This is a genomic window from Azospirillum sp. B21, assembly GCF_008364825.1.
In the GTDB taxonomy this organism is placed as follows: domain Bacteria; phylum Pseudomonadota; class Alphaproteobacteria; order Azospirillales; family Azospirillaceae; genus Azospirillum.
In genome coordinates, this window is the sequence record NZ_VTTO01000005.1 from 1 (window position 1) to 21,642 (window position 21,642).

General features: G+C 67.6%; 22 protein-coding genes. 3 read left to right on the plus strand and 19 right to left on the minus strand.

All coding sequences use genetic code 11. From position 1 onward, the window contains the following. The 5 genes from FZ983_RS13505 to FZ983_RS13525 form a co-directional block, all read right to left on the minus strand. Window positions 1–205, minus strand: a 205-nt coding sequence (locus FZ983_RS13505) for an aldolase/citrate lyase family protein (RefSeq protein ID WP_247883743.1), incomplete at its 3' end; no start/stop codon positions are given. Window positions 206–222: 17 nt separating this feature from the next. Beyond that, entirely contained in the window at window positions 223–1,503 is a 1,281-nt protein-coding gene (locus tag FZ983_RS13510; protein WP_149224055.1) for a glycerate kinase, read from the minus strand. A 28-nt stretch (window positions 1,504–1,531) separates the two neighbouring features. Continuing rightward, window positions 1,532–2,422 (minus strand): 2-hydroxy-3-oxopropionate reductase, encoded by an 891-nt coding sequence (gene glxR, locus FZ983_RS13515; RefSeq protein ID WP_149224056.1) that lies wholly within the window; start codon window positions 2,420–2,422, stop codon window positions 1,532–1,534. A gap of 59 nt (window positions 2,423–2,481) precedes the next feature. Then, window positions 2,482–3,540, minus strand: a complete 1,059-nt coding sequence (locus tag FZ983_RS13520; RefSeq protein ID WP_149224057.1) for a mannonate dehydratase — start codon at window positions 3,538–3,540, stop codon at window positions 2,482–2,484. 47 nt (window positions 3,541–3,587) lie between these two features. Continuing rightward, complete coding sequence (locus FZ983_RS13525; protein ID WP_149224058.1) at window positions 3,588–4,949, minus strand: MFS transporter; 1,362 nt, start codon at window positions 4,947–4,949, stop codon at window positions 3,588–3,590. 365 nt (window positions 4,950–5,314) lie between these two features. On the opposite strand from FZ983_RS13525, the gene FZ983_RS13530 reads away from it, so the two are divergent. After that, the gene (locus tag FZ983_RS13530; protein WP_149224059.1) at window positions 5,315–6,400 is read left to right on the plus strand and encodes a LacI family DNA-binding transcriptional regulator; all 1,086 of its coding nucleotides are present in this window, start codon (window positions 5,315–5,317) and stop codon (window positions 6,398–6,400) included. 57 nt (window positions 6,401–6,457) lie between these two features. Here FZ983_RS13530 and FZ983_RS13535 read toward each other — a convergent pair whose 3' ends face one another. Genes FZ983_RS13535 through FZ983_RS13550 form a run of 4 tightly spaced genes read right to left on the minus strand, consistent with a single transcriptional unit; the run spans window position 6,458 to window position 10,268 of the window. Next, window positions 6,458–7,222 carry an HpcH/HpaI aldolase/citrate lyase family protein gene (locus FZ983_RS13535; RefSeq protein ID WP_149224060.1) on the minus strand — a complete coding sequence of 255 codons (765 nt, stop codon included), beginning with the start codon at window positions 7,220–7,222 and terminating at the stop codon, window positions 6,458–6,460. A gap of 44 nt (window positions 7,223–7,266) precedes the next feature. Next, window positions 7,267–8,766, minus strand: a complete 1,500-nt coding sequence (locus tag FZ983_RS13540) for a tripartite tricarboxylate transporter permease (RefSeq protein WP_149224061.1) — start codon at window positions 8,764–8,766, stop codon at window positions 7,267–7,269. Window positions 8,767–8,782: 16 nt separating this feature from the next. After that, window positions 8,783–9,268: a tripartite tricarboxylate transporter TctB family protein gene (locus FZ983_RS13545; RefSeq protein ID WP_211102899.1), complete on the minus strand. Its 486-nt coding sequence runs from the start codon at window positions 9,266–9,268 to the stop codon at window positions 8,783–8,785. 22 nt (window positions 9,269–9,290) lie between these two features. Next, window positions 9,291–10,268, minus strand: coding sequence for a tripartite tricarboxylate transporter substrate binding protein (locus FZ983_RS13550; RefSeq protein ID WP_149224062.1), 978 nt, complete (start codon window positions 10,266–10,268; stop codon window positions 9,291–9,293). A gap of 15 nt (window positions 10,269–10,283) precedes the next feature. Here FZ983_RS13550 and FZ983_RS13555 point away from each other — a divergent pair, with 15 nt between their 5' ends. Then, complete coding sequence (locus FZ983_RS13555; protein ID WP_247883744.1) at window positions 10,284–11,354, plus strand: LysR substrate-binding domain-containing protein; 1,071 nt, start codon at window positions 10,284–10,286, stop codon at window positions 11,352–11,354. A 22-nt stretch (window positions 11,355–11,376) separates the two neighbouring features. Here FZ983_RS13555 and FZ983_RS13560 read toward each other — a convergent pair whose 3' ends face one another. From FZ983_RS13560 to FZ983_RS13610, 10 genes are all read right to left on the minus strand, one after another. Beyond that, a complete protein-coding gene (locus FZ983_RS13560; protein ID WP_149224063.1) occupies window positions 11,377–11,955 on the minus strand; it encodes a hemerythrin domain-containing protein in 579 nt (192 codons plus the stop codon). A 34-nt stretch (window positions 11,956–11,989) separates the two neighbouring features. Next, entirely contained in the window at window positions 11,990–12,508 is a 519-nt protein-coding gene (locus tag FZ983_RS13565; RefSeq protein ID WP_149224064.1) for a flavin reductase, read from the minus strand. 17 nt (window positions 12,509–12,525) lie between these two features. Next, window positions 12,526–13,488 carry a PDR/VanB family oxidoreductase gene (locus tag FZ983_RS13570; RefSeq protein ID WP_149224065.1) on the minus strand — a complete coding sequence of 321 codons (963 nt, stop codon included), beginning with the start codon at window positions 13,486–13,488 and terminating at the stop codon, window positions 12,526–12,528. Window positions 13,489–13,500: 12 nt separating this feature from the next. Then, complete coding sequence (locus tag FZ983_RS13575) at window positions 13,501–14,241, minus strand: SDR family NAD(P)-dependent oxidoreductase (protein WP_149224066.1); 741 nt, start codon at window positions 14,239–14,241, stop codon at window positions 13,501–13,503. Window positions 14,242–14,256: 15 nt separating this feature from the next. Further along, window positions 14,257–14,733: an aromatic-ring-hydroxylating dioxygenase subunit beta gene (locus tag FZ983_RS13580; RefSeq protein WP_149224067.1), complete on the minus strand. Its 477-nt coding sequence runs from the start codon at window positions 14,731–14,733 to the stop codon at window positions 14,257–14,259. Between the two features lie 186 nt (window positions 14,734–14,919). Next, on the minus strand, window positions 14,920–16,197 hold the full coding sequence (locus FZ983_RS13590; protein ID WP_149224069.1) for a Rieske 2Fe-2S domain-containing protein: 1,278 nt from the start codon (window positions 16,195–16,197) through the stop codon (window positions 14,920–14,922). A gap of 53 nt (window positions 16,198–16,250) precedes the next feature. Next, the gene (locus tag FZ983_RS13595) at window positions 16,251–16,778 is read right to left on the minus strand and encodes a nuclear transport factor 2 family protein (protein WP_149224070.1); all 528 of its coding nucleotides are present in this window, start codon (window positions 16,776–16,778) and stop codon (window positions 16,251–16,253) included. Then, entirely contained in the window at window positions 16,775–17,134 is a 360-nt protein-coding gene (locus FZ983_RS13600; protein ID WP_149224071.1) for an IacB protein, read from the minus strand. Before FZ983_RS13600 ends, FZ983_RS13595 begins: the two co-directional genes overlap by 4 nt. 21 nt (window positions 17,135–17,155) lie before the next feature. Beyond that, a complete protein-coding gene (locus tag FZ983_RS13605; RefSeq protein WP_149224072.1) occupies window positions 17,156–18,322 on the minus strand; it encodes an acyl-CoA dehydrogenase family protein in 1,167 nt (388 codons plus the stop codon). Window positions 18,323–18,436: 114 nt separating this feature from the next. Next, complete coding sequence (locus FZ983_RS13610; protein ID WP_149224073.1) at window positions 18,437–19,573, minus strand: amidase; 1,137 nt, start codon at window positions 19,571–19,573, stop codon at window positions 18,437–18,439. An 830-nt stretch (window positions 19,574–20,403) separates the two neighbouring features. Between FZ983_RS13610 and FZ983_RS13615 the strand changes: the two genes are divergently transcribed. Next, entirely contained in the window at window positions 20,404–21,558 is a 1,155-nt protein-coding gene (locus tag FZ983_RS13615) for an ABC transporter substrate-binding protein (protein WP_211102900.1), read from the plus strand. Window positions 21,559–21,642: the final 84 nt, after the last annotated feature.

Genomic DNA, 21,642 nt, shown 5'->3' on the forward strand with positions numbered 1-21,642 from the left:
CCCGCCCGCCGGCGGCGCCCGCCTGCAGCTGGCTGTAGACCATCGGCAGCTCGTTGGGCGAATGCTCGGTGTCCAGCACCAGCCAGTCGAAGCCGGAGCCGGCGATGATCTCCACCGTCACATGGCTCGACAGGATCGACCACAGGCCGATCTGCAGGCGGCCGGCGTCCAGCGCGCGCTTGAAGGAATTCTGGGGAATGGTCATGGCTTTACCTCGTGGCTCTACATGCGTCGATCGGGCGCGCCGATCAGGATCGCGCGGAAATCGTTGACGTTGGTCAGGGTCGGGCCGGTCACCACGCCGTCGCCCAACGCCTCGAAGAAGCCGTGGCCGTCGTTGTCGGCCAGGCTGTCGCGCGGCTTCAGCCCCAGGGTCCAGGCCCGCGCCAGCGTGTCGGGGGTGATGATGGCGCCGGCGATCTCCTCCTGCCCGTCCACCCCGTCGGTATCGCCGGCGATGGCGTGGATGGCCGCATGGCCGTCCAGCGCGATGGCGAGCGACAGCAGGAACTCCACGTTGCGCCCGCCGCGGCCCGATCCGCGCACCGTCACCGTGGTCTCGCCGCCCGACAGCAGGATGCAGGGCGCGGTGAAGGGCTGGGCGCGGTCGGCCACCTGCAGGGCGAGCCCGCCCAGCACCGTGCCGACGTCGCGCGCCTCGCCTTCGATGCGGTCGCTCAGGACGTGCACCGGGTAGCCGGCCTCGCGGGCGACGGCGGCGGCGGCCTCCAGCGCCATCTGCGGCGTGGCGATCAGGCGGGCCTCGCACCCCGCCAGCCGCGGGTCGTCCGGCTTGACGCTCTCGCCGCGTCCGCTTTCCAGCAGTTCCCGCACCGCGGGCGGCAGGTCGATGCCGTAGCGGCGGAGGATGGCGAGCGCGTCGGCGCAGCCGGTGGGATCGCCGACGGTGGGGCCCGACGCGATGTCCATCGGGTTGTCGCCCGGCACGTCGGACAGCAGCAGGGTCAGCACCCGGGCCGGAGCGCAGGCGGCGGCGAGCCGGCCGCCCTTCACCGCCGACAGGTGGCGGCGCACGCAGTTCATCTCGGAAATCGTGGCGCCGGAGGCGAGCAGGGCGCGGTTGACCGCCTGCTTGTCCTCCAGCGTCACGCCGTCGAGCGGCAGCGCCAGCAGCGCCGAGCCGCCGCCGGAGATCAGGCACAGCACCAGATCGTCCGCGCCGAGGCCGGAGACCAGGGCGCGGATGCGCTCGGCCGCCGCCAGCCCGGCGGCGTCGGGCACCGGGTGGGCGGCCTCGACGATCCCGATGCGCCCGCACGGCACCGCATAGCCGTAGCGGGTGACCACCAGCCCGGAGAGCTCTCCCGGCCAATGGTCCTCGACCGCCCGCGCCATCGCCGCCGAAGCCTTGCCGGCGCCGATCACCACCAGCCGGCCTTTGGGGGGCTCAGGCAGGTTGGCCGGCACGCACAGCGCCGGCTGGGCGGCGGCGATTGCGGCCTCGAACATCTGGCGCAGCAGGTCGCGCGGAATGGTCGACATGGAACGAGCCTCCTCAAACCTCTCGGGTTCAGGCCTTCTGGCCGATCTCGAAGTTGGCGAGCATTTCCAGCGCGCGGACCATGCCGGAATGGTCCCAGGCCTTGCCGCCGTTGGCGGCGCAGGCGTTGAACAGCTCCTGGGCGGTTGCGGTGTTGGGCAGGCTGACGCCGAGCGAGCGGGCGGTGGCGAGCGCGAGGTTGAGGTCCTTCTGGTGCAGCTCGATGCGGAAGCCCGGATCGAAGCTGCGCTTGACCATGCGCTCGCCATGGACCTCCAGGATGCGGGAGTTGGCGAAGCCGCCCATCAGGGCCTGCCGGACCTTGGCGGGATCGGCGCCGGCCTTGGCGGCGAGCAGCAGGGCCTCGCCGACCGCCTCGATGGTCAGTGCGACGATGATCTGGTTGGCGACCTTGGTGGTCTGGCCGTCGCCGTTGCCGCCGACCAGCGTGATGTTCTTGCCCATCAGCTCGAACAGCGGGTGGACGGTGCCGAAGGCCTTCTCGGGCCCGCCGACCATGATGGTGAGCGAGGCGGCCTTGGCGCCGACCTCGCCGCCGGAGACGGGCGCGTCTAGATAGTCGCAGCCGAGTTCGTTGACGCGGCGGGCGAAGTCCTTGGTGGCGACCGGGGAGATGGAGGACATGTCCACCACGATCTTGCCGGCGCTGAGCCCCTCGGCGACGCCGCCGGCGCCGAACAGGACCTTTTCGACGTCGGGGGTGTCGGGGACCATGATGAAGACGATCTCGGCCTGTTCCGCCACCTCCTTGCCGGAACCGCAGGTCACGGCGCCGCCGACGGTCAGGGCGTCGGGCACCGGGCCGACGGTGTGGACGAACAGCGCGTGGCCCGCCGCCTGCAGGTGGCCCGCCATCGGCGCGCCCATGATCCCCAACCCGATAAAGCCGATCTTGCTCATGATGTCTCCAATCCTATGTATTTGCGACTGAACGTGTTTTTCAGCTGCCGATGCCGGGATCAGGCTGCCTGGAGCAGGGCCTGCGTGTATCCCAGGCAGAAGGAGAAGAAGCGCTCGCGGTCCGGATCCACGTCGGAGAAGGGGACGTGGTCCGGACAGAGGACGCCCTTGTACCCGACCTCGCGGTAGGCGCGGATGCAGGCCGCCATGTCCACCGACCCCTCATCCGGCATCGCTTCGCGGAAGTCGAGATAGCCGCCCCGGATGTTGCGGAAATGGACCATGAAGATGCGGTTCTGCGGACCGAAGGTGCGGATGGCTTCCAGCACCGTTTCGGTCGGGTTCCGCGACATCTCGGCGATGGTTCCCTGGCAGAAGTTGAAGCCGAGCGACTTGCTTTCCGGCGCCAGTGCGATGAAGCGCCTGAGCCCATCCAGCGAGCCCAGCACATGGTGTACGCCGTTCAGGCCGCCCGGCGGATAGGCCGGGTCGTGCGGGTGGCAGGCGAGCTTGACGCCCGCCTTTTCGGCGATTGGAAGCAGCGCCTCCACCAGATACTGGATGGCCCGCCAGCCGTCCGCTTCGGAGATGCCGCCGGCCTGCGAGGCCATCACCTGACCGCAGGTTTCGGCAGCGCCGCCGGCACGCGCATCCTCGTCGTCCGGCAGCACGGTGCCCCAGTAGGAGAAGCGGGCGTCGTTCTCCGCCTTGTACTCGTCGGCCTTGAAGGTCGAGCAGCGCATGCCGCCGCGCCCCTCCACTTCGCCGGTGCGGGTGATGCCGACCATGGCGACCGTGTATTTCACCATGTCCACGCCGCCGTCCGCGGCGGCCTGGATGTTGTGGCGCAGCTCCTTCGCTTTGGCCGCTGCCTTTTCCGGCGCGCGCAGGCTGTCGAGCAGGATGGAGCCGACATCCAGCGCCATGCCTTCCAGGCGCATGCCGAGGCTTTCGATCGACCGGCGCTGCGCCGCGACCTTGCCCGCGTCCCACAGGCCGTCCTCGCCGATCACCGCGTTGTTGGGGCGGGTGTCGATGACGATGCCCTTGCAGCCGAGCTGGGCGGACAGGCGCAGGCGGCTGTCGGTCGGGTTGATCAACTGTTCGCCGATATACATCGGGAAATCCTCTCGAATGCGTCTTCAGCGGGGGATGACGGAGCCGGTCACTTCCTGAGTTCCATGCGCTTGATCTCGCCGACGACGACCAGATAGCTGACCGCGGCGATCAGGGCGTTGGCGCCGACGAACAGCAGGGCGCCGTTGAAGGAACCCGACGTCTGGATGATGTAGCCGATGATGATCGGCGTGCTGATCGACGAGATGTTGCCGCACATGTTGAAGACGCCGCCCGACAGGCCGGTGATCTCCTTGGGCGCGCAGTCCGACATGACGGCCCAGCCCAGCGCGCCGATGCCCTTGCCGAAGAAGGCCAGCGCCATGAAGCCGACCACGATCCATTGCACGTCGGTGTAGTTGCAGGCGATCATGCTCATCGACAGCAGCATGCCGAGCACGATCGGTGTCTTGCGCGCCGCGGTCAGCGAGAAGCCCTTGCGCAGCATGGCGTCCGAAAGCACGCCGCCCAGGATACCGCCGGCAAAGCCGCAGATGGCGGGGATCGAGGCGACGAAGCCGGCGCTCAGCACCGACATGCCGCGGGCCTGCACCAGATAGACCGGGAACCAGGTGATGAAGAAATAGGTGATCGCGTTGATGCAGAACTGGCCGAGGAAGATGCCGGCCATCATCCGGCTGGCGAACAACTGGCGGATGTAATCCCACTTGGCGCCGCCGGCCGCATCGGTCTTCTTCTTCGCGGCGTCGTCCATGTTGACCAGACCGCCGCCCGCGGCGATGTAGTCAATCTCCGCCTGATTGATCTTCGGGTGGTCGACCGGGCTGTAGACGGTCTTCAGCCAGATGCCGGAAACCAGGAGGCCGAGTGTGCCCATGAAGCCGAAGGCCCAGGGCCAGCCGAAGGAGTGGGTGAGCCAGCCCATCAGCGGGGCGAAGATCACCGTGGCGAAATACTGGGCCGAGTTGAAGATGGCCGAGGCCGTGGCGCGCTCATGGCCGGGGAACCAGGCGGCGACCACGCGGCTGTTGCCGGGGAAGGAAGGAGCTTCCGCAAGGCCGACTGCGAAGCGCAACGCGAACAGGGCCGTCACCGCCGCGGCGCCGGTCAGGAAGCCGACGAAGCCCTGGAACAGGGTGAACACCGACCATGTGAAAATGCTCGCCGCATACACCCACTTCGAGCCGAAGCGGTCGAGCAGCCAGCCGCCCGGCAGTTGGCCGATGACGTAGGACCAGCCGAAGGCGGAGAAGATGAAGCCCATCTGCGCGGCATTGATGCCGAGATCCTTCGACAGAACCGGGCCGGCGATGGCCAGAACGGCGCGGTCGGCGTAGTTGATTGCTGTCACGACGAACAGCATAACAACGATCGTCCACCGGATACGTGTTTTTGTTGCCGCTGCCGCGCCTGCGACAGAGCTGTGATCCATCACTGTGTTGACACTCATGTGGCGCCTCCATTCCCGATGCTGCGCTGCCGTTTGTTATTTTCTAAGGCGCGCTTATCGGAAGAAAGATTCTGGTGTGAGCGCTCTCTTATGGTTGGAAGAGCGCTTGATGTCTCTTGTTACCGCTCACAATAGCGCTGTGACTCCTAAACTCAACATCGGGCCGGCGCAAGAGCCTGCGGCGCTTTGCCACGATTTTTTCCGTTGGCCCAACCATCGAGGTAGCCGCCGGGGGGATCGGCCGAGGCAGCCGCCGGTACGTCCGCGGTCAACCCCCCGGCTCGGACACGCCGCCAATCCGCCGGACGTCCTTGCGTCGAACCGTCGCAAGCCGTATTTAACCTCTACATCCTGGGGTTTACGCCGTGTCCGACACACCAGTTATTCGCCCGCGTCAGGGTGCAGCCAAGAAAGACGCCATCCCGGCGAAGACGGCCGGAAGCCGCGGCACTCGTCCGACCAGCGGCAAGGCGACGCTGGAAACCGTGGCGACGCTGGCCGGTGTTTCCAGGATGACGGTCTCCCGCGTGATCAATCATCCCGAATCGGTGACCCCGGAGCTGCGGGAGATCGTTCTCAAGGCCATCTCCGAAACCGGCTATGTTCCCAACCTGCTGGCCGGCGGGCTGGCATCGAGCCGGACCAAGCTGGTCGCCGCGGTCGTGCCGACGCTGACGCATGTGCTGTTCTCCGGAGCGATCCAGGCCTTCACCGACCGGCTGGCGCTGGACGGCTACCAGATGCTGCTGGGCCTGTCCGGCTATCCGACCGAGCGGGAGGGCGAACTGCTGCAGGCCATCCTCAGCCGCCGTCCGGACGCCCTGTATCTCACCGGCACCAGCCATCTGGCACAGACGCGCCGTCAACTGCGCGCGGCCAACATTCCGATCGTCGAAACCTGGGACCTCTCGCACAAGGCCGTGGACATGGCCGTGGGCTTCTCCCATGAGGCGGTCGGCCGTGGAGTGGCGGAGTATTTTTATTCCAAGGGGTACCGGCAGTTTGCCGCGTTCAGCGCCGACGATGGACGCGCCCAGCTGCGCAGCAGGGAGTACGTCGCGACCCTGGCAGCGCACGGGATCGGCGACGTCACCTGCATCACCACGCCGGCCCCAAGCACGATGGCGATGGGACGCGAGGCTTTGGGCCAACTACTGGCCGATGGGAACTGGCGGGGGGCCATACAATGCAGCTCCGATGCAATGGCGCATGGGGTGGTGCTCGAGGCGCAAGCCCGTGGCTTGTCGGTGCCGGGGGACATCGCCGTGATCGGCTTCGGCGATTTGGATTTCGCCGCCTACATGTCGCCCCCGTTGAGCACCGTGCGCATCGACCGCTTCGCGATCGGCCGCTTGGCCGCCGAGGCCCTGCTGACCCGCTTGGCAGGCGGACGCGTGGCTCGGAAGGTGGTGGATGTCGGTTTTGAGATCATCGAACGGGCCACCTCCTGATCCGGTGGACTTGCTGCGGAGGCCGGAGCGAGCGTCCTGCACCGGCGCCGGCTTTCCTCAGTCCCTGAACTTCCTGGCGATCGCCTCGGTGGTGCGGGCGAGCAGGCCGGTATCGATGCCGACGGCGGTGTAGACGCAGCCGGCGGCCATGTAGCGGCGCGCCAGAGTCTCGTCGGCGGTGAGGATGCCCGCCCGGCTGCCGGCGGCGACGATCCGGCCGATGGTCTTCTCGATCAGCTCGACGATCTCCGGGTTGCCCTGGTCGCCGAGATAGCCGAGATCGGACGACAGGTCGCCCGGACCGATGAACAGCCCGTCGATGCCCGGCACCGCGGCGATGGCCTCCAGATTGTCGAGGCCCTTGCGCGTCTCGATCTGTACCAGGATGCAGATATCCTCGTGGGCGCGGCGGTGATAGTCCTTCACCCGGCCGAAGCGCGAAGCCCGGCTGGCCCCGGCGAAGCCGCGGATGCCGTTCGGGGGAAAGCGCGTGGCGGCGACCGCGGCCTCGGCCTCCTCCACCGTCTCCATCATCGGGATCAGGAAGGACTGCACGCCGATGTCGAGATAGCGCTTGATGACGATCGGATCGTTGTCCGGAATGCGGACGACCGGATGCGTCGCGTTCTCCATCATCGCCTGCAGCTGCGCCAGGATGCCCGGCACGTCGTTGGGCGCGTGTTCGGCGTCGAGCAGCAGCCAGTCGAAGCCGGAGCCCGCCAGGATCTCGGTGGCGGTGGGGCTGGCCATGCTGTTCCAGAAACCGATCTGCTTGTGGCCGGCCTGGATGGCGCGCTTGAAGGAATTGGTGCGGAGGTCCACGGGACGGCGTGCCTTTCGATGGAGGGTTGACGGGTTTGCCTGCCCTATTCCGCCAGCGCCTGGGCACGCTTGCGCAGGACGGCGGGGGAGAGCATGGCGAGCAGCAGGACCGCGACGACGGCGAGCAGCACGGCGCTGATCGGGCGGGTGAGGAAGACCGACGGGTCGCCGTCGGACAGCTGCATGGCGCGGCGGAAATTCTCCTCCAGCTGCGGGCCGAGCACGAGGCCGAGCAGCAGCGGCGCGGGCTCCACGCCCACCTTGATGAAGAAGTAGCCCACCACGGCACAGCCCAGCATGAGCCAGACGTTGAAGACGCTGTTGGAGATGCCGTAGGTGCCGATGCAGCAGAACAGGACGATGGCCGGGAACAGCAGGCGGTAGGGGATCTTCAGCATCGACACCCACAGTCCGACCAGCGGCAGGTTGATGATCAGCAGCATCAGGTTGCCGGTCCACATGCTGGCGATGACGCCCCAGACCAGCGCGGGCTGTTCGGTCATCACCTGCGGGCCGGGCTGGATGCCCTGCATCATCAAGGCACCGATCATCAGCGCCATCAGCGCGTTGGCGGGAATGCCGAGGGTCAGCAGCGGGATGAAACTGGTCTGCGCCCCGGCGTTGTTCGCCGCCTCCGGCCCGGCGACGCCTTCGATGGCGCCCTTGCCGAAACGCCGGGGATCGCGGGCGATCTTCTTCTCCAGCGCATAGGCGGTGAAGGGTGGCAGCGCCGCGCCCCCGCCCGGCAGCACGCCCAATGCGGAGCCGATGGCGGTGCCGCGAACCATGGCTGGGAAGGCGGCCTTGAGGTCGGCGCGTGTCGGCACGAGGTCGCGCAGCTTCTGGCTGACCACCTGCCGGACCTCGTTGCGCTCCAGGTTCGCCATGATCTCGGCCAGCCCGAACATGCCCATCGCCACCGGGACGAAATCGAGCCCGTCGGACAGCGCCGGGATGCCGAAGGTCATGCGCGCCGCACCGGAATTCACGTCGATCCCGACGGTGCCCAGCAGAAGGCCGAGGAACACCATCGCCAGTGACTTCGACACCGAGCCGTGCGCCAGGATCACAGCGGCGAGCAGGCCGAGGACCAGCAGGCTGAAATACTCCACCGCGGTGAATTTCAGCGCCAATGCTGCCAGCGGCAGGCTGAGGAGCGCGATGACGACAGTGGCGACGGTCCCGGCGAAGAAGGACGACACGGCGGCGATCGCCAGCGCCGGACCCGCCCGCCCGTGGCGCGCCATCGCGTGCCCGTCCAGGCAGGTGACGACCGAGGACGTCTCGCCCGGCACATTGACCAGGATGGCCGTGGTGGAGCCGCCATACTGCGCGCCGTAGAAGATGCCCGCGAGCATGATCAGCGCCGATTCCGGCGGCAGCCCGAAGGTGAAGGGCAGAAGCAGAGCCACCGTCGGGATGGGACCGATGCCGGGCAGCACGCCGATGGCCGTGCCGATGACGACGCCAATCAGGCAATAGAGCAGGTGGTTGAATTGCAGGGCCGTGGAAAGGCCGAGCAGGAGATTGTCGAACAGCTCCATGGGGCGCCTCCCCGAGCTAGATGGACCAGGGCCAGATCGGCACCGGCAGGGCGAGAGCCTTCACGAACAGAAGGACCGCCCCGGCGGTGACGGACAGGCCGAACAGGATGACTTCGAACAGGCGGCTTTCGCGGCTGGCCGCGGCGGCCAGCAGGACCGCCGAGAAGGAGGCTGCCACCAGACCGGCGTCCTCGATCAGGAGCGCGAAGGCGCCGACGGCGACGGCGATTCCCAATATCGGCCGCGTCTGCACCCGCTCGATGCCGGCATGTCCCCGCGCCAGGCCGCGGCCGGCGAAGAACAGGCCGAAGCCGAGAAGGATCAGCGCGATGGCGCGCGGCATGTAGCCGGGCCCCATATCGGCCGCGGAGCCGCCGGAGAGCCTCGACGTCGCGGCGAAGGCGCCTGCCGACACCGCGATCAGGAAAACGCCGAACAGAAGGTCGGGCCAGTCGAGCCGCCGCCCCTGCGGCCGGAGCTGGGACATGTCGAAATGGGGCATGGCGAATGTCCGGGGAAGCTGGTCAGTTGGTCTTGATGTCCGCGGCGCGGACGATGCCGCCCCAGGACTCGATGTTGGTGGCGAGCCATGCCTTGACCTCGTCCGGCGTGCCGGGGCGCACCATGCCGCCCTGTTCCGCGACCTTTTCCTTGATCTCCGGCATTGCAAGGATCTTCTGAAGCTCGGCATTCAGCTTGGAGATCACCTCCGGCGGCGCCTTGCCGGTGGTCAGAATGGCCTGCCACGTCCCGGCATCGGCCAGCGGGAGCCCGGCCTCCTTGAAGGTCTGCGCGTCCGGCAGGGTGGGCAGCCGGGCATCGCCGGTCACGGCGATGCCGACGAGCTGCTTGGATGTCACGAAGGGCAGCGTCGCGGTGGCGCCGTTGATGATCACCGTGCTTTCGCCCGACACGACCGCGCGCGACGCCGCGGCGCCGCCCTTGTAGGGCACGGCCTTCCACTCGATGCCGAGATCGTGGGCCAGCGCCACCGACGTGATGTGGTTGAGCGCGCCGACGCCGGAGTTGGCGACGGCCAGCTTGCCGGGGTTGGCCTTGGCGTAGGCCACCAGTTCCGGAACGGTCTTGGCCGGCACGGACGGATGCACCGCCATCACATAGGGGCCGAACATCACCATTCCGACCGGCGCCAGATCCTTCTGCACGTCGTAGGACAGGTCCGGGAACAGGCTGGGAGCCACCGCCAGCGAGCCGATGTCCATCAGCAGAAGCGTGTGCCCGTCCGGCCGGGCCTTCGCCACGGCATCGGCGCCAATGTTGCCCGCGGCACCCGGCTTGTTCTCCACCACCACCGGCTGGCCGACCGCTTCGGACAGCTTGGGGCCGATGAGGCGGGCGAGAATGTCGGACGTGCCGCCGGGTGCGAAGGGTACCACGATGCGCACCGGGCGGTCGAACGACTGTGCCTGCACGAGGGTGGGAATGATGGCGCTGCACAGCGCCAGGGCAGCGACAGCCGCCCCCAGACGACGAAACTTCATCGACGTTTCCTCCACTTGGCGATTTTTCGCGCGTGTCGTGCCTGTGGTCGGCGGCACATTTTTGTTCGCAGCGTTGAAGGTATGTTACACGGACTGTCGTTGCTTAATGAGTTGTTCTGCGCATCGATCGATGCCATTTTTGGATCGATGTTCGAACTCAGCCATCTTCGATGCTTCGTCGCGGTTGCCGAGGAACTGCATTTCGGCCGGGCCGCCGCGCGCCTGAACCTCACGCAATCGCCGCTCAGCCGTCAGATACAGCTGCTGGAACATGCGCTGGACGTTCGGCTTCTGGACCGCACCAGCCGTTCCGTCACCCTGACGCGGGCGGGGCATAACTTCCTGCCGGAAGCGCGCCGGCTTCTTCGCCTCGCGGAGGGCGCCGCCCTGGCCGCCCGGCGGACGGCGATCGGCGAGGAGGGCACGGTGACGCTGGGCTTTACCGCGGCCTCCGGATATGAATTCCTGCCGCGGCTGATCCAGACGCTGCGGGAGACGGCGCCGGGGATCGATCTGGACCTGAAGGAGATGGTGTCGGCCGACCAACTGGACTCGCTGACGGCCGGGCGAATCGACATCGGCCTGATCCGTCCGTCCTACAACCGCCGTGAATTCGACTCGCTGTGCGTGGTGCGCGAACCGCTGGTGCTGGCCGCACCGGAAGGCCATCCCTTGGCCACGTTTCCGGAGGTGTCGATCACCGACCTCGACCACCAGCCGATGGTGGCCTATTCACCGTATGAGGCGCGATACTTCTACGACCTGCTCGCCACCCTCTTCACCAGCGCCGGGGTCCGCCCGCGCTATGCGCAGCACATCAGCCAGATCCACACGATCCTGGGGCTGGTGAAGGCGGGAATCGGGCTGGCGCTGGTGCCGCGCGCGGCGCTCAATCTGCGTTTCCAGGGGGTGGTGCTGCGGCCGCTTGCGGGCGATGCGCATCCGATCGTGGAACTGCACGCGGTCTGGCGTCCGAGAAACGCCAATCCTGCGGTGGCGACGGTGCAGACGGTCCTGCGCGAGATCGCCGGCGAACGCCGGACGCGCGGACAATCGCCCGTTTGCTCACCATCGGCCGCCGGATGAAGTTTCCAATTCTGAGCCCGGTCTAACCGCCCTGGCGTCCGTAGCCGATCGGCGGCGGGGCCAGATCCAGAATGCGCCGGTAGAGCCGCTCCGCCTCCTCCTTCGGCTTGATGCCGAACAGGGGATTGTCGTTCTCGCGGAAGGCGTCGTCTATCCCGCGCCAATCCTCCTCCGTCAGCACCCGTTCGGCCAGCGGCAGCAGCTGTTCCTCCTCGGTCTGGAGATGGGCGTATTCCAAGGTGGCGTAGCGTTCGGCCGTGGCGAAGAAATCCTCCGCCGCGCCGTCGTCGCCGGCCTCGAAACAAACCAGCTGGCGTTTCAGCGTCTCGATCATCGGATAGCCCAGCGCGTGTTCGCGCTCCAGCTTGCCGAGCAGGGCTTCGGCTTCCGGCGCGCGGCGGCGGACGGCGGCGAAGAGGAATCGGTCCTCCTTCGGGTGGTGCCAGTGGTCGGGATAGCTGACGATGTAGTCGAGGATGGCGCGCAGCAGGGAGAAGTCGGGGGAGGCCCCGCCGCGGATGGCGCGGATCTGGTGGCGCAGGGCGTGCAGCACCGCGGCGATGGCGAAATGCTCGTCCTTGATGATGCGGATGGCGTCCATGCTGGGTCGGTCTCCCCGATCTGGGTGGTGAGGATCAGGGCAGCGCACGCGAGGCGTCGCCCAGCCGGTGGTAGGCGCGGTTGAAGTAGACGAGGCCGCCGTCGGGCCTGCCTTCGGGTCCCGCGTCGCGCTGGCGGATGTCGACGACCTGACAGTAGAAGACGCTGTGGGTGCCGACGCTGTGGGTGTCGACGATGCGGCAGTCGAAGTTGACCAGCGCGCCGGCCAGCGCCGGGCTGCCGGTCTCCAGGCTGGTCCAGTCGGCATGGGCAAAGCGTTCGTCGGCCGACAGGGCGCGGTTGGAGAAGACCTCCGACAGCGACTGCTGCGCCCCGCACAGCGGGTTGACGCACAGCACCCCATTCTCCGTGAAGGCCCGATGCACGAAGGAGGACTGGTTCAGGCAGACCAGCAGGGTCGGCGGCTGGTCGGTCACGCTGCACACCGCAGTGGCGGTGAAGCCGGCCCGGCCGCCCGGTCCGGCGGTGGTGATGATGTTCACGGCACCGGTCAGCATCGACATGCCGTTGCGGAAGCGGGAAACCTCAACCATTGGGGGAGTCCTTGGTCTCAGATGTCGAGGACGAGCGTGTCGGTGCGGGCGCGCGAACAGCAGAGCAGGATCTGGTCGTTGTCGGCCTTCTCCTCGTCGGTCAGGAAGACGTCGCGGTGGTCCGGAATGCCCTCCAGCACGGTGCACAGGCAGGTGCCGCAGACGCCCTGTTCGCAGGACATCTGCACCTTGATGCCGATGCGGCCGAGCGCCTGGACGATCGTTTCGTCCTCCGCCACCTGCACGGTCTTGCCGCTGCGCTTCGCCACCACCTCGAAGGCACCGCCGCCGGTGGCGACCTCCGCCTGGAAATATTCGCGGTGGATGTGCTCGGCGGGCAGGCCGAGGCGGGTCGCCTCGCCGATCACCCAGTCCATGAAGCCGGTCGGGCCGCAGACATAGAGGTGCGTGCCGGCGGGCGCGCTGCCGAGCAGGTCGGGCAGGTCGAGGCGCTGGCCGGCCGGGCCGTCGTCGAGATGCAGCGCGCTGCGGTCGCGGAACGCCGCTTCGGCCAGTTCGCCCAGGAAGGCGCAGGCGTCACGGCTGCGGCCGCAGTAGTGCAGCTCGAAACTGCCGCCCGCCGTCGCCAGGGCGTGGGCCATGGCGATCATCGGGGTGATGCCGATGCCGCCGCCGATCAGGATGGAATGGGCCGCCTCCGCCGCCAGCGGGAACAGGTTGCGCGGCAGGCCGACCGCGACCTCCGTCCCCTCCTGCAAGCCCTCATGCGCTGCGACCGAGCCGCCGCGCGAGGCGGGATCGCGCAGGATGCCCAGCCGGTAGCGGCTGCGGTCGGCCGGGTCGCCGCACAGCGAATATTGCCGGACCAGCCCCGGCGCCAGATGGAGGTCGACATGCGCCCCGGCCTCGAAGGGCGGCAGCGGGTTGCCGGTCCTGTCGATAAGGTCCAGCAGCAGCACCCCGTTCCCTTCGACCCGGCGGCGGGCCACCGTCAGCGTCAGCGTGTCTTGCGTCGTCATGACCGTCTTTCCTCAGCGCATGAAGATGCCGCCGTTGATGTCCCAGGCCGCACCGGTGGTGAAATCCGCATCCGGCGAGGCCAGCTCCACCGCCATCCTCGCGACGAAGGCGGGGTTGCCCAGCCGTTTCACCGGGATCATGCCGATCAGCGTTTCCAGCCGCTCCGGCGGGACGGAGGCGCGGACCGACGGCAGTTCCATCGGGCCGGGGGCGATGGCGTTAACGGTGACGTTGCTGGCCGCCAGTTCGCGGGCGAAGATCTTGGTCAGCGTCAGGATGCCGGCCTTGGAGGAGGCATAATGCGCCCCCGACGCCGTGCCGCCATTCTGCCCAGCCAGCGAGGCGATGTTGACGATGCGGCCGTAGCCGGCCTTCGCCAGATGGGCGCCGAAGACCTGACAGCCGAGGAAAGTGCCGCGCAGGTTGACGGTCAGCACCGCGTCGAATTCCTCCGGCGTGATCTGCATGACCGGGGTCATCGGCGTCATCGCGGCGTTGTTGACCGCCACATGCAGCGCCCCCCAGCGGGCCAGCGCGGCATCGAGCGCCGTGGAGAAATCCGCCTTGCGGGTGACGTCGAGCACCAGCGGCAGCACCGCCTTGCCCAACGGATCCAGGCTTGCCGCCGCATCATTCACCGCGTCCTCGGCGACGTCGGTCAGGGCGACGCAGTAGCCGGCGGCGAGGAACTGTTCGGCGATGACCCGGCCCAGCCCCTGGGCCGCGCCGGTGACGAGAGCGACCTGTGCCATCCCGTGGGCTCCTTGTCAGAGGATGTAGCCGATGCTGTGCAGTGCGTCGGTGGAGTTCACCAGCCGGACGATCTTGCTCTTCAGCCGGAAACCGTCGCCGCTGCGGGCCAGCTCGTAGGTGACGTCGGCGGTGTAGTCGCGCAGCGTCTCCTTGCGGAACTCGCGCAGATGCTGGGCGGCGCGGACGGTGACGGTGGCGCCGTCGTCGGCCAGGATGCGGAAGCGCGACAGCGAGCGCACGGTGCGCGAGGCCGGCTGGGTCGAGACGGACTCGCCGCCGGTCAGGCGGGCGACGCGCTTGGCCCGCATGTCGGCGTCGTCATAGGCGTAGTTCAGCCGGTCGGCGAGGTCCGTTGCCTCGGGATCGATCGGCACGATGTAGAGGCCGTCGGCGGTCCATTGCGCCAGCCAGTCCTGATACTCGCGGTGGTCGAGCATGTCGGCCTCCTGCCAGAGGAAGGCACCGACCTCGGTGAGGAGTTGGGTGTTCATAGAGTGTGTCTCCGGGGGGAGTGGTGTGGCGGCGGGGGAGTGTTGCCCCCTCCCTAACCCTCCCCCTCTTCGAGGGAGAGGGGACTGCCGCTGTTCAGCAAATCTTCCCCTCTCCCGCGAAGCGGGGGAGGGAGGGACCCGCGGCGCAGCCGTGGGAGGGAGGGGGCACGAGGGGGATTCGCACCCTCACTCCGTCATCAGCTTCTTCCACTGCTGATAGGCGGCGCGCATGCCGGTCTCGGCGCTGACGTCGCCGGCGCGGCCGTCTTCGGTGATGCGCTCGCCGGGTAGGCCGCGGTTCAGCAGGATCCACAAATCGTTGCCGGCCTGGGCGCCCTTCTGCACCCGCTCCCAAGCTTCGGAGTCATCCGGGGTGCCGAAGCCCATCGGACCCTGGAAATGCTCGTGCAGGCGAAGGCGGGCGCGGTTGGCGGCGGCGGGGCCGCCGTCCATGGTGATGACGGCGTGGTGGATCTCCGTCTCGTTCACCGACACCGGGCGCAGCACGCGGAAGAAGGCCATCGAACAGGCGATGTTGGGGAACAGGTTCAGGTTGAAGCCCGACCCGCCGACGGTGCGGACGATGCGCCGCACCTTGGCCTCGTCATGGCCCTCACGGCGCAGTTCCTCAGCCAGCTCCGCGAAGCGGGCGGGGACGGGGGCGTCGAGATTCTCCTCCAGGTCCACCAGTTCGGGGATCATCACCATGACGCTGTGACCGTTGCCGAGATCCTCGACGAAGCCGGGGCCGTTGACGAAGTCCAGCATGCGCTCGGTCTGCTCGTCGACCGAGGACAGGAAGGACTTGTGGACGACCGGGAAATGATAGCCGTCGGTGGTGTTCTCCAGCTGGATCTTCCAGTTGCCGGGGAAGCGGAAGCGGTGCTCGCCGGCCACCTTGATCGGGTAGCCGCCGCCCTGCTTCATGAACAGGTCCATCCACTTCTTCGCCGGGCCGAGCCAGTCGGCGAGCGGCTCGATGTCCTCGCGGAAGCTGGCGAAGACCATGCCGGCATATTCCTCGACCCGCAGGCTCTTCAGCGGATACTCGCCCTTGTCGAGGCACTGGCCGTAGCTTTCCGGATGGGGCACGCCGCGCAGACTGCCGTCCAGGCCGTAGCTCCAGCCGTGATAGGGGCAGACGAAGCTGTTGGTTCGGCCCTTCTTCTCTTCGCAGACCGTGGCGGCGCGGTGGCGGCAGCGGTTCAGCAGGACATGGATCTTCTGCTTGCGGTCGCGCACCACCACCACCGGCTGGCGGCCGACATAGGTGGACTTGTAGTCGCCGGCCTCCTTCACTTCGCTGACATGGGCGACCCAGACCCAGCAGTTGGCGAAGATGCGGTCCATCTCCTGCTCGAAGATCGCCGGGTCGGTGTAGAGCGAGGTGTGGGCGCGGTCGGCGCGCACGAGGTCGGCAAGGTCGCGGCTTGCAGCCGGCGGGGCTTTGAGATCGATGGCCATGGCTATGGTCTTTCCGTCTTAAGGGCGGAGAAGGGGAGCGGAGAGGAGGGGGGTCACTCCGGGACCGGAACCGGGTCGGGACGGTTCCAGCTGTCGACCGGGCGGCTAAACAGGTTTTCGGTGCGGAAATGGCTCATGCGCCAGGCGCTCTCTTCCAGGCGGAAATCCACCGTCAGCCGGGCGGCGTTCAGGTGCGATCCGCCGGCGGCGAAGGTCGAGGTCTGCAACATGATCCAAGTGCCTTCCGCCGTGTCTGGACTGGTTGTCCGGATCAGCTCGGAGGTCAGGAAATGGACGTTCAGCGCGAAGTGGGAGGGTTCGACCATGTATTTGGCGAACATCTCCCGCAGGGCCGCACGGCCGGTAATCCGGCCGAAGGTCTTTGCGTATTTTTCGCCGATGCCCTCCCACACCGCGTCGCGCGTGAACAGGCCGGCAAGCTCGTCCAACGGCGTCGCCGGGGTCAGTGCGTCGCACAGCGCCATGTAGCGGACCATGCAGGCGCGGACGGCGGCCTCCGCCTCGAAGCGGGCGAGGCGTGCCGCCAGTTCGCCGGGATCGGCGGGGAGGGCGGCGGTCATTGCGGGATCACCAACTCGCGGCCGACGCGGGCCTCGACGCGGCAGTATTTCCACAGCTTGAAGGTGCCGTCGCCGACGGGCGTGACGCGGAACAGGTTGCAGGCGGCGGTCACCGTCTCGATGTCCGGCACGTCGGCCAGCACATAGGTGGTCCAGGGCCAGTTGGTGGACGGGCCGACCATGATCTGGTCGTCGTCCAGGTTGCCCAGCACGTTGACGCCCGGCAGCTCGCCGATGCCGCGCATCATGGCGGAAAAGGCGCCCCAGACCTGCTTGGCCTCTTCCGCCGTCGCGTCGAAGAAGTTCTGGTTGACGCCGATGCAGAACAGAACGCGCAGGGGCTTCTTGTCGCTCATGGAAGGTCTCCGGGGTGGGGGTCAGAGATAGCCGGGCAGGGGGGAGAGGCCGAACAGCATGGCGCCGGCGTTCTGGTAGGTGACGTCGCCGAGGAAGGCATGCTGGGTGATCATCTGCACGTCGCGGACCTGCCGCGCGATCGGGCAGCGCTCATAGACGCCGGCCATGCCGGTCAGCATCTGCGCCCGGCGCGTCACCTCGGCGGCGGTGCGGGTGGCGTGAGTGGCCGACAGGCGCAGCATGCTGACCTGATCCGGCGCCGGATCGTCGCCGGCCAGCAGGCATTGCCAAACCTCGTCGATGGCGCCATAGAACCAGGAGCGGGCGGCGCGCAGTTCGGCCTCCAGCTTCGCGGTCTCCAGCTGGGAGGCGACGCGCTCCCCCAGCTTCGGCGCGCCAGTGACCGAGGCGCGGGATCCCATGGAGCGGAGTTCGTCCAAAGCGGCGCGGGCGATGCCGAGCGAGACGACCGACAGAACCTGTGCCGCGAAGGCCAGCGTGGGATAACGGTAGAGCGGTTCGTCCAGCGCCGATTTGCCGCCGCGTACGAAGGTCCATTCCTCCGGCACCACCACGTCGTCGACCACGAGGTCGTGGCTGCCGGTGCCGAGCAGTCCGACGACATCCCAGTTGCGTTCGATCTTGACCGCGCTGCGCGGCATCACCGCCATGCGCGGCAGACCGCCGGTGCCGTCGCTGTTCTTCGGCGCGATGCCGACGCCGACGATATCGGCGCCCATGCAGCCGCTGGCCCAACTCCACCGGCCCTTCACCTTCAGGCCGCCATCGACGAAGACCGCCGGCTGCGGCGGGAAGATGCCGCCGGCGAAAACGAGGTCGGGTCCGCGGGCATAGAGGCTGCGCAACGTGTCGAGCGGCAGGGCCGACAGATAGACCGCCCCGATGCCGAAGCTGGCGACCCAGCCGGCCGATCCGTCGGCCTCGGCGATGCGCTCCACCAGCCGGCAGAACTCGGCCGGGGAGCGTTCGTCGCCGCCGAAGCGGCGGGCGACAAGGGCGCGGTAGACGCCGAGCGCGCGGTAGCGTTCGACGATGTCCTGGGAGATGAACTGCTGCTGTTCGAATTCGGCGCGTCGGCCGCGGATCTCGGTCAGAAGCTCCGCAAGCAGAGCGTCGTCGAAGCTCCGGCCGCCGTCCTGTGTCTGCGCGGGCAGAGTCACCAACATCGGGATCTCCATGGCAGGCGATGGGGCAGGCTATGGAGGAAAGGCGCGCGTCCGCATTCGGAGCGCGGCTCCGTCCATGGCATCGGGGGGAATGGGGTGTTGGTCTTGAAGCGGTTAGGCTGGACCGGGCAATCGCTCGGCGATGTGGGCCGCGACCGCGCACAGCAGCTCGTCCGCGCCCTTGGCGGCGACCAGCTGCAGGCTGGCCGGTGCGCCGCCAACGGGGGCGAGCGGGATGGCGATGGCCGGGTGGCCGGACAGGTTGAAGGGGCGGACCAGCGTGGTCATGCGGACCAGCCGGCTGGTGTCGCCGGCATCCGCCACCAGTGGCGGCGGCCCGGCCATGGTCGGCAGGGCGACGACCGCAACCCGCGCCAGCAGCGCATCGACCTCCGCGGTGAAGGCGGTGCGCACAGCCTCGGCGCGTGCCACATCCTCGACCGTGGTACGGGCGGCGTTGCGCAGGCGGACCGCCACGTCCTCGCCGACCAGACCGGTTTCCACCAGTGCCGCGCAGGCCGCCCAGGTTTCGACATTGATGACCGAAAGCCCGGCCTCGAAGGCGGCGTGCATGCCGGTCAGGGCGACGGATTCCACCGGGAGACCGGCGGCTTCGACCGTGGCCCGCACGGCGGCGGCGATGGCGTCGTCGGCGTCGGTTTCCAGCAGGCCGATGGCTACGCCATCAATGGGCGGCAGCGGTCCGAAGGTCGGATCGATGCCCGCCATGCAGGCGATCAGCCGGTCCATATCCGGGGCGAAGGGGCCGACGCAGTCCAGCGTGCTCCGGGCCGGCATCACGCCGCGGCGGCTGACCCGCCCGAAGGTCGGCTTCAGCCCGAACACGCCGCAGCAGGCGGCGGGGATGCGTACGGAACCGCCGGTATCGGTGCCGATGGCGGCATCGACAAGGCCCGCGGCGACCGCGGCGGCCGAGCCGCTGGACGACCCGCCGGGCACGAAGTCGGGGTATTTCAGGTTCGGCGCGGTGCCGGCCCAGCGATTGATGCCGGTGGTACCGAAGGCCAGCTCGTGCATCGTGGTCTTGCCGGTGATCCGCCAGCCGGCGGCGAGCAGATTGTCCACGATTTCAGCGTTTTCCGCGGCCGGCGGAGCGTCGTCCAGAGACCGGCTGCCGGCGCGTGTCGGCGTTCCGGCGATGTCGATGCTGTCCTTGATCGCCACCGTGGGCGCCGCGTCGCGGTGGGTGGCGTCGCCGGCGAGGTCGAGCGATTGAACGAAGATTGTCATGGGCAATGCCTTCCCCGGTCTGACCGGCTTCCCCACGGATTCAGACGACACCGGGCTTGTCTTTCGTCGCCGGGATCGGAGCCGTTCGGGGTGGATGGGATGACCGAAGCCTAATGGCGAGAAACGTGAATAGTCAATTGACTTTGGAAAAATAGTTTTTGGCAGCGAAGCACAAAATCCGAGCAGTGCTTTGGCGGCGACGCGGGCGGAGAAGCGGAACGAGATCTAGGCCTGCTGTTATTCATCGTTCTGATAAAGAAAGGTTTTCCAGGATCTTCGTACTTTCCGGATACGGCCTCATTCCAAAGTACCTGATCGCCGCGCTTGGTGGGAGTTCGCCTGCAAAGCATGCATTCGAGTGCCAAAAAATGGGCAGTTTTTCTTGAAAATTCGATTGCGGATTCACGGAACTCTGGCTTAATGGGCGGCAAGAGCGACCGGCACCGGACGTGACCACCACAGGATTTCACCGGTGGTGCGTGGTGTCGCCGCCATCGAACCCCCAAAAGAACAAAGCTGCCGGGAAATATTGGCCGGCGTGATGCGGAAGCGTCTTTGTTTTCTCGTGTCCTTCCGGTCTTCGTACCGGCGGGATCCTCGTTAAATGTTCGCGTCTTCTATTGTCGCTGTATTGGGTGATTGATGCGGCGGCGGCGCCGCTTTCATTGGCGCGGTCTTTGCTTTGTTCCTTTCAGCAGAACAAGAGGTTGGGCGGCAGGGGGCTCCTTCGGGAACCGGCCGCACCGGCCCGGCGGGTCCGGCGGCGAAAAGTCCGTCGGACCGGGACAGACGGCAACACGAAATGGCGGCAACACGAAATGGAGGGTGTGGTGATTGCAAAGAAACTGGCGGTCTCGCTGCTGTTCGGGGCGTTCGCGGTGGGCGCCGCCCTGCCGGCCGACGCGCAGGTGAAGGTCGGCGTGGTGACCTCCTCGACCGGCCCCATCGCGCTGGTCGGCATTCCGCAGAAGAACAGCGTGCCGTTGCTGCCGGCCACGGTCGGCGGCCAGACGGTGCAGTACATCACGCTTGATGACGGCAGCGACCCGACGGCCACCGTCGCCGCCTTCAAGAAGCTGATCACCGAGGAGAAGGTGGACGCCATCATCGGCCCCTCCGGCTCGCCCAACGCCATGGGGGTGATCCAGTTCGCGGCCGAGTCCGGCGTGCCGATGCTGGCCCCGGTGGGCACCGCCGCCGTGGTGCTGCCGATGACCGAGCAGAAGAAATGGGTGTTCAAGACCACTCAGAACGACGACCTTATCGCCGAGGCGCTGCTGGAGCACATGGCGAAGGCCGGCATCAAGTCGGTCGGCTTCATCGGCACCGCCGATCCCTATGGCGACAACTGGCAGAAGGTGTTCGGCGAGGGTGCGGCCAAGCGCGGCATCAAGCTGCTGGCGAGCGAGCGCTTCCAGCGGCAGGACACCTCGCTGACCGCGCAGGGTCTGAAGATCCTGTCGGCCTCGCCCGACGCGGTGCTGATCGCCGCCCCCGGCAGTTCCTCGGTGCTGCCGCAGACGACGCTGTTCGACCAGGGATATCGCGGCAAAATCTATCAGACGCATGGTGCGGCGCTGCCCGACTTCCTGAAGCTCGGCGGCAAGAAGGTGGAGGGCACGATCCTGGCTGCCAGCCTGATGCTGGTGCTGGACCAGGTGCCCGACAGCCATCCATCGAAGAAGATCGCCAGCGACTATGTCGCCGCCTATGAGAAGCAGAACGGCTCCAAGCCCGCCACCTTCGGCGCCAACGTCTATGACGCCGGCCTGCTGCTGGAGCGCGCCATCCCCGTCGCCTTGAAGGGCGGGGAGCCGGGATCGGCCGCCTTCCGCACCGCGCTGCGCGACGCGCTGGAACAGGTGAAGGAGCTGCCGGCGACGCAGGGCGTCTACAACCTGACCGCCGCCGACCACAGCGGCTTCGACGAGCGCGGTCGCGAGCTGATCACCGTGTCCGGCGGCAAGTGGACGCTGGTGAAGTGAGCCGTGTGACGCATTGCCCGTGAAATGACCTCGTGAAGTGATCCGGCGGCGGCGACCCAGAATCCATTTTCCGGGCCGCCGCCG

Excerpts from the sequence above, each read along its gene's own strand:
- FZ983_RS13595 (WP_149224070.1), bottom strand. The coding sequence starts at position 16,778 with ATGACCGCCGCCCTCCCCGCCGATCCCGGCGAACTGGCGGCACGCCTC.
- FZ983_RS13550 (WP_149224062.1), bottom strand. The coding sequence starts at position 10,268 with ATGAAGTTTCGTCGTCTGGGGGCGGCTGTCGCTGCCCTGGCGCTGTGC.
- FZ983_RS13575 (WP_149224066.1), bottom strand. The coding sequence starts at position 14,241 with ATGGCACAGGTCGCTCTCGTCACCGGCGCGGCCCAGGGGCTGGGCCGG.
- FZ983_RS13605 (WP_149224072.1), bottom strand. The coding sequence starts at position 18,322 with ATGTTGGTGACTCTGCCCGCGCAGACACAGGACGGCGGCCGGAGCTTC.
- FZ983_RS13525 (WP_149224058.1), bottom strand. The coding sequence starts at position 4,949 with ATGAGTGTCAACACAGTGATGGATCACAGCTCTGTCGCAGGCGCGGCA.
- FZ983_RS13510 (WP_149224055.1), bottom strand. The coding sequence starts at position 1,503 with ATGTCGACCATTCCGCGCGACCTGCTGCGCCAGATGTTCGAGGCCGCA.
- FZ983_RS13600 (WP_149224071.1), bottom strand. The coding sequence starts at position 17,134 with ATGAGCGACAAGAAGCCCCTGCGCGTTCTGTTCTGCATCGGCGTCAAC.
- FZ983_RS13565 (WP_149224064.1), bottom strand. The coding sequence starts at position 12,508 with ATGGTTGAGGTTTCCCGCTTCCGCAACGGCATGTCGATGCTGACCGGT.
- glxR (WP_149224056.1), bottom strand. The coding sequence starts at position 2,422 with ATGAGCAAGATCGGCTTTATCGGGTTGGGGATCATGGGCGCGCCGATG.
- FZ983_RS13610 (WP_149224073.1), bottom strand. The coding sequence starts at position 19,573 with ATGACAATCTTCGTTCAATCGCTCGACCTCGCCGGCGACGCCACCCAC.
- FZ983_RS13520 (WP_149224057.1), bottom strand. The coding sequence starts at position 3,540 with ATGTATATCGGCGAACAGTTGATCAACCCGACCGACAGCCGCCTGCGC.
- FZ983_RS13570 (WP_149224065.1), bottom strand. The coding sequence starts at position 13,488 with ATGACGACGCAAGACACGCTGACGCTGACGGTGGCCCGCCGCCGGGTC.
- FZ983_RS13580 (WP_149224067.1), bottom strand. The coding sequence starts at position 14,733 with ATGAACACCCAACTCCTCACCGAGGTCGGTGCCTTCCTCTGGCAGGAG.
- FZ983_RS13545 (WP_211102899.1), bottom strand. The coding sequence starts at position 9,268 with ATGCCCCATTTCGACATGTCCCAGCTCCGGCCGCAGGGGCGGCGGCTC.
- FZ983_RS13540 (WP_149224061.1), bottom strand. The coding sequence starts at position 8,766 with ATGGAGCTGTTCGACAATCTCCTGCTCGGCCTTTCCACGGCCCTGCAA.
- FZ983_RS13560 (WP_149224063.1), bottom strand. The coding sequence starts at position 11,955 with ATGGACGCCATCCGCATCATCAAGGACGAGCATTTCGCCATCGCCGCG.
- FZ983_RS13590 (WP_149224069.1), bottom strand. The coding sequence starts at position 16,197 with ATGGCCATCGATCTCAAAGCCCCGCCGGCTGCAAGCCGCGACCTTGCC.